At 72.3% G+C, this 13,720-nt stretch carries 11 protein-coding genes; 7 read left to right on the top strand and 4 right to left on the bottom strand.

Annotation, left to right across the window (positions count from 1 at the left end; translation table 11 throughout):
- Window positions 1-41 precede the first annotated feature (41 nt).
- Window positions 42-1,442: an MFS transporter gene (locus ACF08B_RS05930; RefSeq protein WP_392316283.1), complete on the bottom strand. Its 1,401-nt coding sequence runs from the start codon at window positions 1,440-1,442 to the stop codon at window positions 42-44.
- A 345-nt stretch (window positions 1,443-1,787) separates the two neighbouring features.
- Between ACF08B_RS05930 and ACF08B_RS05925 the strand changes: the two genes are divergently transcribed.
- Entirely contained in the window at window positions 1,788-2,714 is a 927-nt protein-coding gene (locus tag ACF08B_RS05925) for a DUF3027 domain-containing protein (protein WP_392316282.1), read from the top strand.
- Between the two features lie 9 nt (window positions 2,715-2,723).
- Here the strand turns inward: ACF08B_RS05925 and ACF08B_RS05920 are convergent, their stop codons facing one another.
- Window positions 2,724-3,155 (bottom strand): ATP-binding protein, encoded by a 432-nt coding sequence (locus ACF08B_RS05920; protein ID WP_392316281.1) that lies wholly within the window; start codon window positions 3,153-3,155, stop codon window positions 2,724-2,726.
- 111 nt (window positions 3,156-3,266) lie between these two features.
- On the opposite strand from ACF08B_RS05920, the gene ACF08B_RS05915 reads away from it, so the two are divergent.
- From ACF08B_RS05915 to ACF08B_RS05895, 5 genes are all read left to right on the top strand, one after another.
- Window positions 3,267-4,112 carry a helix-turn-helix transcriptional regulator gene (locus ACF08B_RS05915; protein ID WP_392316280.1) on the top strand — a complete coding sequence of 282 codons (846 nt, stop codon included), beginning with the start codon at window positions 3,267-3,269 and terminating at the stop codon, window positions 4,110-4,112.
- Window positions 4,109-4,300 carry a DUF397 domain-containing protein gene (locus ACF08B_RS05910; RefSeq protein WP_392316279.1) on the top strand — a complete coding sequence of 64 codons (192 nt, stop codon included), beginning with the start codon at window positions 4,109-4,111 and terminating at the stop codon, window positions 4,298-4,300. Before ACF08B_RS05915 ends, ACF08B_RS05910 begins: the two co-directional genes overlap by 4 nt.
- 49 nt (window positions 4,301-4,349) lie before the next feature.
- Entirely contained in the window at window positions 4,350-7,496 is a 3,147-nt protein-coding gene (locus ACF08B_RS05905; RefSeq protein ID WP_392316278.1) for a sacsin N-terminal ATP-binding-like domain-containing protein, read from the top strand.
- A 122-nt stretch (window positions 7,497-7,618) separates the two neighbouring features.
- Entirely contained in the window at window positions 7,619-8,377 is a 759-nt protein-coding gene (locus tag ACF08B_RS05900) for a calcium-binding protein (protein WP_392316277.1), read from the top strand.
- 218 nt (window positions 8,378-8,595) lie between these two features.
- Window positions 8,596-9,378 carry a hypothetical protein gene (locus ACF08B_RS05895; RefSeq protein WP_392316276.1) on the top strand — a complete coding sequence of 261 codons (783 nt, stop codon included), beginning with the start codon at window positions 8,596-8,598 and terminating at the stop codon, window positions 9,376-9,378.
- A gap of 19 nt (window positions 9,379-9,397) precedes the next feature.
- On the opposite strand, the gene ACF08B_RS05890 is transcribed toward ACF08B_RS05895, so the two are convergent.
- Together ACF08B_RS05890 and ACF08B_RS05885 are read right to left on the bottom strand one after the other, a co-directional pair.
- Window positions 9,398-11,794, bottom strand: a complete 2,397-nt coding sequence (locus tag ACF08B_RS05890) for an HAD-IC family P-type ATPase (RefSeq protein WP_392316275.1) — start codon at window positions 11,792-11,794, stop codon at window positions 9,398-9,400.
- 53 nt (window positions 11,795-11,847) lie between these two features.
- Entirely contained in the window at window positions 11,848-12,114 is a 267-nt protein-coding gene (locus tag ACF08B_RS05885) for a DUF2530 domain-containing protein (protein WP_392316274.1), read from the bottom strand.
- Between the two features lie 150 nt (window positions 12,115-12,264).
- Between ACF08B_RS05885 and ACF08B_RS05880 the strand changes: the two genes are divergently transcribed.
- Window positions 12,265-13,716 (top strand): NCS2 family permease, encoded by a 1,452-nt coding sequence (locus ACF08B_RS05880; protein ID WP_392316273.1) that lies wholly within the window; start codon window positions 12,265-12,267, stop codon window positions 13,714-13,716.
- Window positions 13,717-13,720: the final 4 nt, after the last annotated feature.

Here is a 13,720-nt window from a genome sequence, read left to right as displayed (position 1 = left end):
ACGCCAGGCGTGCCCGTAACGGGCGGAACACGGCCGGTTCGTTACGCCACCCGGGCCCGGGCCCGGCCGCCGTGCCGGGCCGAGGCGAGCAGCCCCTTCAGGGTGGTCAGCCAGCCGACGGCCACGAACGCGGCGCCGGTCAGCAGCCCGACGGTGCCGTTGAGAGGCATCACGATGCCGACCGCACCGCCGAACACCCAGGCCATCTGGAGCAGCGTCTCCGAGCGGGCGAACGCCGAGGTGCGCACCAGTTCCGGCACGTCCCGCTGGATCAGCGCGTCCAGTGCCAGCTTGGCCAGCGCCTGCGCGAACCCGGCGACCGCCGCGAGGCAGGCCACCAGCAGCGCCCCGAAGAACAGGGCGGCCACGACCGCCGTCCCCAGCACCACCGCGACGACCGTCACGATGATGACCTCCGGGGCCCGCGACCGCAGCCACGCGCCCACCGCCGTGCCCAGCGCGTTCCCCGCACCGGCCGAGACGCCGACTATCCCCAGCGAGACCGCCGCGCTCTCCCCGGTCAGCGGGTGCTCCCGCAGCAGGAAGGCGAGGAAGAAGATCAGGAAGCCGGACAGGCAGCGCAGGGACGCGTTGGCGCCGAGCGCGTGGGTGACCGCCGGCCCCACGGTCCGCAGCCCCGGGCGCTTGGTCCGCCTGCGGTCCGGCCCGTGCAGATGCTGCTCGTCGGCCGCGAGCAGCGCCACGTCCTCGCCCTTGGCCGAGTCCACCTTCGGCGGCAGGGTGAACGACAGGAACGTGCCGGCGACGAAGATCACGAAGGCGCCGTACAGCGGCCAGGGATCGCCGAGGGCGTGCAGCCCCGCGGCGATCGGCGCGGCGGCGCCGGTGGCCAGCAGCCCGGCCAGCGTCACCCGGGAGTTCGCCTTCACCAGCGAGAACGTGGGCGGCAGCAGCCGCGGCACCACGGCGCTGCGGACCACCCCGTAGGCCTTGGACGCGACGAGCACGCCCAGCGCGGCGGGATACAGCTCCAGGCTTCCGGTGGCCACGGCCCCCGAGATGATCAGCGCGAGCAGCGCCCGCGCCAGCATCGCCCCGGCCATGGCGGCGCGCCGCCCGTGCGGCAGCCGGTCCAGGAGGGGGCCGATGACGGGGGCGAGGACGGTGAAGGGGGCCATCGTGATGGCCAGGTAGAGCGCGACGCGCCCGCGGGCCTCGTCGGTCGGCACGGAGAAGAACACCGTGGACGCGAGCGCCACGGTGACCATCACGTCCCCCGCGCCGTTCACCGCGTGCAACTCGATCAGCTTGCCCAGCCCCGACTCGCCGGCGCCGTGGGCGTGGGTGGCCTTGCGGATCCCCCGGGCGGCACCGGTGACGGGAAAGTGCAGGGCACGGCCGACCGAGCGGACGGCACCACCCACCCGGCCCGCACCGCCGCCACGATCACTCGCCTTGTCCGCGGCTGCCACGACGTTCATAGTGCCCCGAGAATGCGGCGGATAGTGCCGTTACGTCAGGCGTGGCGGCGAACCGGGCCCATGGTCCGGCCTGTTCCGGGGCCCGCCGGGCGGACCGGAGCGGGCGCCGCGCGGCCGCGCGCGTCGGCCGGGGCGGCGGCCGATCGCTCCGAAAACCTGCCGCGTAGCGGTAACGAATCTCGTTCGGTGTAGCGTGCGTATCTCAGCCATAACGCAGAATGGGTGGCAGAGGTGCGCCCGAGTGCGCGGAAGCAGACGTCGATGCGGTCCCCAGGTCCGCTCCGTCGGCCAACCCGCCGGAGGCAGCCGCACTCGACGAGACGGCGTAGGAGAGAAGCGATACCTGTGAGCGCAGCGACCACGCGAAGCCGCACCCCCGACCGCCTGTGCGCCGAGGCCGTCGACCTCGCACGCGCCGCCGCCGAGGAGGCCGCCGCACCCGGCGTGGTCGGCGAGCACTCCGGACTGGTGTCGGAGGGTGACCGCGTCGTCACGCACTTCTTCGAGTGCAAGGAAATGGGCTACCGGGGCTGGCGCTGGGCGGTGACGGTCGCCCGCGCCTCCCGCGCGAAGATCGTCACGCTCGACGAGGTCGTCCTGCTGCCCGGCCCCGACGCGCTCCTCGCCCCCGAGTGGGTGCCGTGGAGCGAGCGGCTGCGCCCCGGTGACCTCGGCCCCGGCGACCTGCTCCCCACCGACCAGGACGACCTGCGCCTGGAGCCGGGCTACACGGGCGAGGACGAGCCGCAGCCGAACGCGGTGGTGTCCGAGGAGATGGCGGAGCTGGCCGAGGCGGAGGACGCCGACGTCACGCCGGGCACCCCAGCCGTCCAGCCCACGACGCCCACCCGTGGCTCGATCGCCTCGGTGGCCGAGGAACTCGGCATGCGCCGCGCGCGGGTCCTCTCCCGCTACGGCCTGCACACCGCCGCGGACCGCTGGGACGAGTCGTTCGGTGCGCAGACCCCGATGGCGCAGGCGGCCCCGGCCACCTGCGTGAGCTGTGGCTTCCTCACCCCGATCGGCGGCACCCTGGGCCAGGCCTTCGGTGTCTGCGCGAACGAGTTCTCCCCGGCCGACGGCCGGGTGGTCTCCCTGGCCTACGGCTGCGGCGGCCACTCCGAGGCGGCCGTCATGCCCAAGCCGCCGCAGCCGGCCGCGCCGGTCATCGACGAGACGAGGGTCGACCCCTTCCCCCTCCGCCCCGCGCGCGACTCGGGTTCCGTCCCCGAGGTCGGCGACGAGGAGACGGCGGAGCTCGGGCACTCCTAGCCCGTCCCGTCACCGAGGGGCGTCGCCCCGGGGCACCGGGGCGCAGCTCACCTCCGCCCACACCGTCTTGCGCGGCGGCGGCCCCGGCGCGGTGCCCCAGCGGTCGGCGAGCGCCTCCACGAGCAGCAGACCCCGGCCGCCCTCGGCGTCCGGCGCGGGGAGCGCCGGGCGGGGGAGCCGGTCGCCGCGGGTGTCGGTCACCTCGATACGGAGGGTGCCGGCGACGGCGTAGAGCGTCAGGCGGAAGTCCCGGCCCGAGACCCGGCCGTGCACGACCGCGTTGGCGGCGAGCTCGGCCACGACGAGTGCCGCCGGGTCCGGCGGCAGCCCCCAGGTCCGCAGTCGCTCCGTGGCCAGCAGCCGGGCGAGACGCGCGCCGAGGGGCGTGGGGGACAGCCGCACCGTGAAGTTCGGTACGCGGGTGGAGATTTCCTGATTCACATCACTCAGCGTGGCCGCGGCTGCCTACCGTGACCAGTGACAAGACGGTTGCGTACGGTGACTGTCCGGGGTCTGTCCGGCCGTGTCCGGGCTGTCGGCAGGGGGTGCGGTGTGGACGGGGAAGAGGAGCCGGGCTGGGAGGTCGACCCGGACGACGACTGGGGTGTGGCCGTCGTCGCCACGGTGGGGCGCCAGCTGAGGCTGCGCCGTGAGGCGTCCGGGATGCGTGCGGCCGACTTCGGCAGGGCCGTCGGCTACGGCGAGGACATGGTCTACAAGGTGGAGTCCGGCAAACGGATCCCGCGGCCCGAGTACCTGGACAAGGCGGACAGGGTGCTCGACGCGGGCGGGCTGCTGGCCGCGATGAAGGAGGACGTGGAGAAGGTCCGCTATCCGAAGAAGGTCCGGGCCCTGGCCGAGGCGGAGTCCCAGGCCGTCGAGATCGGGGTCTACGTCTGCAACAGCGTCAGCGGTCTGCTGCAGACCCCGGAGCACGCCCGCGCCGCCTTCGAGTCACGTCAGCCTCCGTACGCGCGGGCCGAGGTGGAGCGTCTGGTCGCCGCACGGATGGCCCGGCAGTCGATCTTCGAGCGGGATCCGGCGCCCGCGCTCAGTTTCGTGCTGGAAGAAGCGCTGGTACGACGTCCCCTCGGGGGGACAATGGTGTGGCGACGCCAGCTCGAACGCCTCCGGGAGGTGGGGCAGTTGCGCAACGTCACGCTTCAGGTGATGCCGACGCACAGCGAGGTGCATCCCGGCCTGGACGGCAGGATCGAGGTGCTGAAGTTCGAGGACGGAACGGCCACGGCACGCTCGGACGGAGCGTTCAACGGCCGCCCGGTCTCCGACCTGAGGCAGGTGCGCATCCTGGAACTGCGCTATGGCACGATCCGGGCCCAGGCCCTTCCCCCGAGGGAGTCGCTGTCCTTCATCGAGCAACTGCTGGGAGAAACATGATCCGCTGGTTCAAGAGCAGCTACAGCGACGGCAATGAGGGCGACTCCTGCGTGGAAGTGGCCCTGGACTGGGAGGCCGCCGCCCCCGCCACCGTCCGCGTCCGCGACTCCAAGCAGACCGACGGTCCCCGCCTCGCCGTCGCCCCGGACGCCTGGACCGCGTTCCTCGGCCACGCCTCCCGCGGTTGACGCCCGTCGGTCTCCTCCCCCGGCCGGGCGGTACCTTCTCCTCACGTCGATGAGGAGAGTGAACGTGAGCAGCAAGTTCGTGCGGCCGGCGGCCGAGGGCGCCGACCCCTTCGGCACCGCCCGTCTGCGCCGCGGTGTCCTCGACGCCTGGGTCACGAGCCCCGCCCGGTTCCGTGAGGACGCCAACGCCGAGGAGGACCTGGTCCTCGGCGGCTACCGGGACCGCCTCGTGGTGGAGCTCGCCCAGAACGCGGCCGACGCCGCCGCGCGGGCGAAGGTGCCGGGACGGTTGCGGCTCACCCTCCGTGACGGCGTGCTGGTCGCCGCGAACACCGGTGCCCCGCTGGACGCGACCGGTGTCGAGTCGCTGTCCACGCTGCGCGCCTCCGCCAAACGGGACGCGGAGACCACGCAGGGCGCCGTCGGCCGGTTCGGTGTCGGTTTCGCCGCCGTACTCTCCGTCACCGACGAACCCGCGATCGTCGGCCGTCACGGCGGGGTCCGCTGGTCCCTGGCCGAGGGGCGGGAGCTGGCCGCCGGAACCGCCCGGCACAGCCCCGGCCTCGGTGACGAGATCCGCCGCCGCGACGGCCATGTCCCGCTGCTGCGGCTGCCCTTCCCGGCCGAGGGGTCGGCTCCGGAGCCGTACGACACCGCCGTCATCCTGCCGCTGCGGGACACGGCCGCCGCCGACCTCGCCGAGCGGCTGCTCGACACCGTCGACGACGCCCTGCTCCTCGCCCTGCCCGGCCTGACGGAGGTCGTCGTAGAGGTCGGCGACACGGCGCCGCGCACCCTCCGGCGGCACACCGAGGGCGCCGTCACCGTCGTGGCGGACTCACGGGACGGGACCACCCGGTGGCGTACCGCCCTCGCGCACGGCCCGCTCACCCCGGACCTGCTCGCCGACCGGCCGGTGGAGGAACGCCTGCGCCCGCACTGGTCGGTGACCTGGGCCGTACCGGAGGACGAGGCCGGGCGGCCGGTGCGGCCGCGTACCACCCCCGTGGTGCACGCGCCCACGCCCAGCGACGAGCCCCTCGGCGTCCCCGCCCTGCTCATCGCGTCCTTCCCCCTCGACACCACCCGCCGGCACGCGGCGCCCGGCCCGCTCACCGACTTCCTGGTGCAGCGCGCGGCCGACGCCTACGCCGAACTGCTCGCCGGCTGGCGGCCGGTGACGGACGGCGCCATCGACCTGGTGCCCGGACCGCTCGGCAAGGGCGAGCTGGACGGGGCGCTGCGGCAGGCGGTCCTGGAGCGGCTGCCGCGCACCGCCTTCCTGCCGCCCGCCATCGAGGCCGGGGACGAGGAGGAGTTGCCGGAGGCGCTGCGGCCGAGGGACGCCGAGGTCGTGGAGGGCGCCGGCGCGGCCACCGTACGGGTGCTCGCCGAGGTGCTGCCCACGCTGCTGCCCGCCGGGCTGGAGCGGCGGGTGGAGCTGCGCACCCTCGGTGTCGCCCGGCTGCCGCTCGCGGACGCCGTCGACCGGCTCGCCGGTCTGGAGAAGGACCCCGACTGGTGGTGGCGCCTCTACGACAGCCTCGCCGGGGTCGACCCCGACCGGCTGTCCGGGCTTCCGGTGCCCCTCGCCGACGGCCGCACCACGATCGGGCCCCGGCAGGTGCTGCTGCCCACCCCGGACGGCGCCCGCATCGACCCGGACGTCCTCGGACGGCTCGGGCTGAAGGTCGCCCACCCGGACGCCGCGCACCCGCTGCTGGAGAAGCTGGGCGCGCTGCCCGCGACGCCGCGCGCGGTGCTGACCACCCCGCAGGTGCGGGCCGCCGTCGCCGCCTCCCTGGACGACGAGGGCGGCATCGCCTGGGAGGAGGACGCGCCGGACGCCGAGGAACTGGCCGACACCGTCCTCGGGCTGGTGCGGGACGCGGCCCTCGAACCCGGTGAGGAGCCCTGGCTGGGCGCCCTGGCCCTGCCCGACGAGGACGGCGAACTCGCCCCCGCCGGTGAACTGGTCTACCCCGGCAGTCCCTTCGCCCGCGTGATCCGCGAGGGCGAACTGGCCGCGGTGGACGCCGAACTGGCCGAGAAGTGGGGCGAGCAGCCGCTGACCGCGTGCGGGGTGCTCGCCGACTTCGCCCTCGTGCGGTCCACCGACGTCGTCCTCGACCCGGACGAACTGGAGCCCCGCGAGGGCGACTTCGCCGAGCCGGACGACGCGGGCCTGCTGGACGCCGTCGACGTGTGGTCCGAGGACGTCCTCGACCGGTTCCCGGAGAGCCCGGTGCCCCCGGTCGCCACGGAACTCGTCGCGGTCCGCGACCTGGACCTGGTGGACGACGACCACTGGCCCGAGGCCCTGTCGCTGCTCGCCCGGCCGCCGCTGCGCGACGCCCTCACCCAGCCGGTGCGCATCCTGCTGCACGACGGCACCCACGACACCGTGCGGCCGTACACCGCGTGGTGGCTGCGCGGGCACCCGGTGCTGGACGGCCGGCGCCCGGCCGGTCTGCTCGCCGCCGGCGGGGACCCGCTGCTGCGCGGGCTGTACGACGAGGCCGACGCCACCGGGTTCGAGGACGAGCAGGTGCTGCGGGCGCTCGGCGTGCGGACCTCCGTGAGCTCGCTGCTGGACGAGCCCGGGGGCGCCGCCGAGCTGCTGGACCGGCTCGCCGATCCGGACCGGCCGGTCGGCCCCGCCCAACTGCACGGTCTCTACGGCGCGCTGGCCGAGCTGGACCCCGACCAGGTGACGCTGCCGGACGAGCTGCGGGCCGTGGTGGACGGACGGGTGGAGGTCGTGGACGCGGCCGACGCGGTCGTGGTCGACTCGCCCGATCTGCTGCCCTTCACCGCCGGGGTGCCGCTGCTGCCGGTCCGCCCGGCGCGCGCCGCCGAGCTGGCGGAGCTGTTCCAGGTGCGGCGGCTGAGCGAGTCCGTCACCGGCGAGGTGACGTCCGAGGGCACGGAGCACGACGTACCGGATCCGGTACGGGTGCTGCTCGGCCCGCGTACCCCCGGGACGTACGTCGAGCACGAGGAACTGGTCGTGGACGGCGTCGAGATCGACTGGCGGCTGACCGACGACGGGGTGCTGCACGCGGCCACGCTGGAGGGCGTTGCCGCGGGCCTGGCCTGGGCGGCGGGCCAGTGGCCCCGCCGCTTCGAGGTCGCCGCATTGCTGGAGGACCCCTCCCGCACGGAGGAACTGGCCCGGGACAGGTGGTTCGACTGAGGACCGGATCTCCCGAACTCCTCCACTGAATCTTCAACTTCCGTACAACCCTTCCCCTGCGTGCGCGGTCTCCTCACGGGGAGTCAGCCGGCTCCCCTCTCACTTCGCACGCGGGGGAACACATGCGCATCCGAGCCTCTGTCGCCGTCGTCAGCGGCGCTCTGGCCCTGTCCGCCCTGGCCGTACCGGCCGCCCAGGCCGACGGCGGCGACGGTGACACCAAGATCACCAAGGTCGTCGTGGACGGCGACAACAAGGTGTCCATCGGCACGTCCAGCGCGGTGACCGTCAAGGTCAGCGTGACGGCCACCGACGACTCCGGCATCAAGGGCGCCCAGTCGTTCGACCTCTTCGGTCCCGACAACGGCATCGAGTCGACCGGCAAGCCCTCCTGCACCGCCGTCAACGCCACCACCTCCACCTGCACCGCCTCGGTGAAGATCGACCCGAAGGTCGACTACCTCACCAACAAGAACGCCGGCACCTGGTACGTCTCCGCCTGGATCGACGCCAAGGACGACAACTACGTCTGGAAGGAGAAGGCCGGCTCCTTCTGGTTCCAGCGCGCCGCCAAGCTCACGGCCAACGCCGCGCCCGAGCCGGTGAAGAAGGGCAAGACGCTCACCGTCACCGGTGCGCTCACCCGGGCCAACTGGGAGTCCCTCAAGTACGGCGGCTACGGCTCGCAGTCGGTGAAGCTCCAGTACCGCAAGAAGAGCTCCAGCACCTACACGACGCTGAAGACCGTCAAGGCCGACTCCAAGGGCAACCTCAGGACCACCACCACCGCGACGGCGGACGGCTACTACCGCTTCTCCTTCGCGGGCAACTCGACGACCGCGGCGGTCAGCGCCACCGGTGACTTCGTCGACGTGAAGTAAGCCTGGTCCCGGCCCCGGAGGCACCCCCCGCCTCCGGGGCCGGAACGTTTCTTCTCAGTTGTGCCACGGGCTCGCCCGGACCGCGCAATGGAAGGGCAATCCGCCGACAAAATCTGGCCGGGAACGGCTCTTGACGTACAACCGGTGCCGGGTGCCGCGGATCTGATCGCGTGAGTCGACCGACTCCTCGATCACTTCTCCCTCCAAGGGAACGCAACATGCGCATACGTGCCACCGTGGCCGCCGTCTCCGGCGCCCTGGCCCTCTCCGCCTTCGCCGTGCCCGCCGCCCACGCGGCCACCGCGGCGCCGAACGTCACCTTCTCGAAGATGAAGGTGAACAGCGGCAAGGCGATCACGATCGGGGCGACCTCCACGGTCAAGGTCAAGGCGACCTACACCGTGACGCATCCCTCGACCGTCTCCATGACGAACATCCTGACCGGCCCCGTGCTCTACCGCGGCACCTCGGCCAAGGACGCGGACACCCAGGTCGTCAGCGACGACCCGGGCACCTGCACCAAGGTGGACTCCACCACCCTGAACTGCACCGCCACGATCAGCCTCCCGGCGAATGAGCTGTACAACTCGGACGCCGGGACGTGGAAGGAGGGCGGTCTCGCGGTCGACGCCAAGACCGAGGGCACCAAGTGGCAGAACGACCTCGGCACCCTCCCCGTCCGCCGCACCGCCAAGCTCACCGCCGACGCCACGCCCGAGCCCGTGAAGAAGGGCGGGACCCTCACCGTCACCGGCAGGCTGACCCGCGCCGACTGGCAGCACGGCACCTACGTCGGCTTCGGCGGCCAGTCCGTCAAGCTCCAGTTCCGCAAGGCCGGCACCACCACGTACACCACCGTCAAGACCGTCACGTCGTCCTCCACGGGCGCCCTGAAGACCACGGTCACGGCCGGCTCCGACGGTTACTACCGCTACAGCTTCGCCGGCACCTCCACCACGTCGTCCGTCAGCGCCACGGGCGACTACGTCGACGTGCAGTAGTGCCTCACCCGCACCACTCCTAGCCGGGAAAGCGGCGGTCGACCCACTTCCACAGGAACTCCAGGGCGGCCGCCGCCACCACCGCCACCCCCACCGCGGTCCACGGCATCCGCACGCCGATCAGGTCGAGCGCGAAGAAGCTCCGCAGGGCCGGCACGGCGAGGACGAGCAGGAACGCGGCGCCCATCGCGGCCACCAGGACCACCCGCCACCAGGTGTAGGGGCGGGCGATGATCGCCAGGACCCACATGGAGACCAGGAACAGGGTCAGGGTGGCCGCGCTGGTCTCCGCCTCCAGGGCGCCCGGCCCGGTGTAGTGGTGGCGGGCGAGCAGGTACGTCAGGAAGGTCGCCGCCCCGGCCACCACCCCGCCGGGGATCGCGTACCGCATCACCCGGCGCACGAAGTGGGGTCTGGCCCGCTCCTTGTTGGGGGCGAGGGCCAGGAAGAACGCCGGGACGCCGATGGTCAGGGTGGACAGCAGGGTCAGGTGCCGGGGCAGGAACGGGTACTCCACCTGCCAGCACACCACGAGCAGCGCCAGCAGCACCGAGTAGACGGTCTTCACCAGGAACAGGGTCGCCACGCGCGTGATGTTGCCGATCACCCGGCGGCCCTCGCCGACCACCGACGGCAGGCTCGCGAAGCTGTTGTCCAGCAGGACGATCTGCGCCACCGCGCGGGTCGCCTCCGAGCCCGAGCCCATGGCCACCCCGATGTCGGCGTCCTTGAGGGCGAGCACGTCGTTCACCCCGTCGCCGGTCATCGCGACGGTGTGCCCGTTCGACTGGAGCGCGCCGACCATGTCCCGCTTCTGCTGCGGGGTGACCCGCCCGAACACGGTGCCCGCGTCCAGCGCCTTCGCCATCCCGGCCCGGTCGTCGGGCATCCGCCGCGCGTCCACCGCCGTACCGTCCAGCCCCAGCTTGGCGGCGACCGCGCCCACCGACACCGCGTTGTCCCCGGAGATCACCTTCGCCCGGACGCTCTGGTCCGCGAAGTAGCGCAGGGTCTTCGAGGCGTCGGGCCGCAGCCGCTGCTCCAGGACGACGAGGGCGGTGGGGCGGGCGCCCCGGGACGGCTCGGGATCGTCCAGGTCGCGGCGCGCGCGGGCCAGCAGCAGGACCCGCAGACCCTGCTCGTTGAGGCGCTCGGTCTCGGACAGGGCCGGGTCCTCGGGCGTGAGGAGGACGTCGGGGGCGCCCAGCAGCCAGGTGCTGGTCTCCCCGTCGCCCTCGCTGAACGCGGCCCCGCTGTACTTGCGGGCGGAGGAGAAGGGCAGCGACTCCACGCACCGCCAGTCGTCGCTGTCCGGGTAGGCGTCGATGATCGCCTGGAGGGAGGCGTTGGGCCGGGGGTCGGACTCGCCCAGGGCGCCCAGCACCCGCCGTACGTACGTCTCGTCGGCCCCGTCCAGCGGCCTGAGGCCGGTGACGTCCATGCCGCCCTCGGTGAGCGTGCCGGTCTTGTCCAGGCAGACGGTGTCGATCCGGGCGAGCCCTTCGATCGCCGGCAGCTCCTGCACCAGGCACTGCTTGCGGCCCAGCCGGATGACGCCGATGGCGAAGGCGACGGAGGTGAGGAGCACCAGCCCCTCGGGGACCATCGGCACGATCCCGCCGATGGTGCGGGCGACGGCGTCCTTCAGCTCGTTGTCCTTGACCACGAGCTGCGTGACGACCAGGCCGATCGCGGCCGGGACCATCATCCAGGTGACGTACTTGAGGATCGTGGAGATGCCGGTGCGCAGCTCGGAGTGGACGAGGGTGAACCGGGAGGCCTCCTCGGCCAGCTGGGCCGCGTAGGCCTCGCGGCCGACCTTGGTGGCCGTGAAGGCGCCGCCGCCCGCGACCACGAAACTGCCGGACATGACCGGGTCGCCGGGACGTTTGACGACGGGGTCGGCCTCGCCGGTGAGCAGCGACTCGTCGATCTCCAGCCCGTCGGCCTCCGCGCACACCCCGTCGACGACGACCTTGTCCCCGGGGCCGATCTCGATGAGGTCGTCGAGGACGATCTCGTCGGTGGGGATCTCGGTGGCGACCCCGTCCCGCCGTACCGTCGGCCGGGCCTCCCCGATCACGGCCAGCGAGTCGAGGGTCTGCTTGGCGCGCCACTCCTGGACGATGCCGATGCCGGTGTTGGCGATGATCACGAAGCCGAAGAGGCTGTCCTGGATCGGCGCGACGAACAGCGTGATCAGCCAGAGCACGCCGATGATCGCGTTGAACCGGGTGAAGACGTTGGCGCGGACGATCTCGCCCAGCGACCGGCTGCTGCGCACCGGCACGTCGTTGACCTGCCCCCGTGAGCGCCGCTGAGCCACCTCCGACGCGGTCAGCCCCTCCGGCCGGCTCTCGGGCAGGGCCACCGGGTGCACGGGGTCCAGCTCCGCGCCCGCGTCTATGTGGGTCATGTTCTCGACGGTACGTGCGGATGTGCCCGGCCACCTGCCGAGCGGCGGTACGGCTACTTCGCGGAGACCGCCGTCGGCTCGGCGGACCGCTTGATCGCCGCGTCCCTCCGTCGGACGTACCAGATGCCGATCAGCCCGAGACCGCCACCGGCCAGGCAGGTCCACAGCCACCACAGGTGCCCGTGGTCGTCGAACCAGCCGTAGAAGGGCAGCTGCACCAGGAAGAGGACGAACCACACGATCGTGCCGCCGGTGATGGTGGCGACCACGGGCCCCTCCAGGGGCTCCGGCGCCTCGTGCTTGGGGGTCCACTTAGCCATGGGCACAGCTTAAGGGCCGCCGTGGTCTACGCGCGGAGATAGCGATCTCGGACTCATACGTTCATACTGAAACCGTTTGTCTTTGACCACTTCTGTTCGTATGAAAGTCCAACGAGGCTCGGGGGAACCCCGTTGGTGATGAGGTCTCGCATGTCCACCTCGGCACCTGCCAAGGTCCCCACCCCCGAGATGCCGGGCGGTACGCCGGGCTTCGGCGCCCTCGACCGCTTCTTCAAGATCTCCGAGCGCGGCAGCTCCGTCGCCCGGGAGATCCGGGGCGGTCTCGCCACCTTCTTCGCGATGGCGTACATCATCGTGCTGAACCCGATCATCCTGAGCAGCGCGAAGGACATGTACGGGCACCACCTGGACAACGCCCAGCTGGTGACGGCGACGGCGGTGACGGCCGCGTTCACCACGCTGCTGATGGGCGTCATCGGCAACGTGCCGATCGCGCTCGCCGCCGGCCTCGGCGTCAACTCGGTCGTCGCGCTCCAGCTCGCGCCCCGTATGAGCTGGCCGGACGCCATGGGCATGGTCGTGCTGGCCGGTTTCGTGGTGATGCTGCTGGTCGCCACGGGCCTGCGGGAGCGGGTGATGAACGCCGTGCCGTTCGGCCTGCGCAAGGCCATCTCGATCGGTATCGGCCTGTTCATCATGCTGATCGGCCTCGTCGACTCCGGGTTCGTCACCCGGATGCCGGACGCCGCCCAGACCACGGTCCCGCTCCAGCTCGGCGTCGGCGGTCACCTCACCGGCTGGCCCGTGCTGATCTTCATCCTGGGCGCGCTGCTCACCTTCGCGCTGATCGTCCGCAAGGTGCCGGGCGCGATCCTGATCTCGATCGTCGGCATGACCGTCCTCGCGGTGATCATCAACGCGGTCGCCACCATCCCGTCCTGGGGCCTGACCGTCCCGAAGTGGCCCGGCAACCCGGTCGCCACCCCCGACTTCGGCCTGATCGGCCAGGTCAGCCTGTTCGGCGGCTTCTCCAAGGTCGGCGTGCTGACCGGCGTCCTCTTCGTCTTCACCGTCCTGCTGTCGTGCTTCTTCGACGCCATGGGCACGATCATGGGCGTCAGCGACGAGGCCAAGCTGACCGACGCCCAGGGCTACATGCCCGGCATCAACAAGGTCCTGTTCGTCGACGGCCTCGCGGTCGCGGCGGGCGGTGCCAGCTCCTCCTCGGCCACCACCGCGTTCGTGGAGTCCACGGCCGGGGTCGGCGAGGGCGCCCGCACGGGTCTCGCCAACGTCGTCACCGGCGGTCTCTTCGCGGTCGCGCTGTTCCTCACGCCGATCGCCACGATGGTGCCGTCCCAGGCGGCCACCCCGGCGCTGATCGCGGTCGGCTTCCTGATCCTGTCGAACTCCGTCAAGGAGATCGACTGGGCGGACTACACGATCGCCATCCCGGCCTTCGTGACGATGCTGATGATGCCGTTCACCTACTCGATCACCAACGGCATCGGCATGGGCTTCATCACCTTCACCGTGCTGCGCCTGGCCGCCGGCCGGGCCCGGGAGATCCCGGCCGCGATGTACGTCGTCTCGGCGGTGTTCGCCTTCTACTACCTGATGCCGGCCCTCGGCCTCACCTGACGGG

This window comes from Streptomyces sp. NPDC015139 (genome assembly GCF_043079785.1).
Taxonomy (GTDB): domain Bacteria; phylum Actinomycetota; class Actinomycetes; order Streptomycetales; family Streptomycetaceae; genus Streptomyces; species Streptomyces albidocamelliae.
The sequence above is the reverse complement of the archived record's forward strand: the minus strand, read 5'-3'. Positions and strand labels throughout refer to the sequence as shown.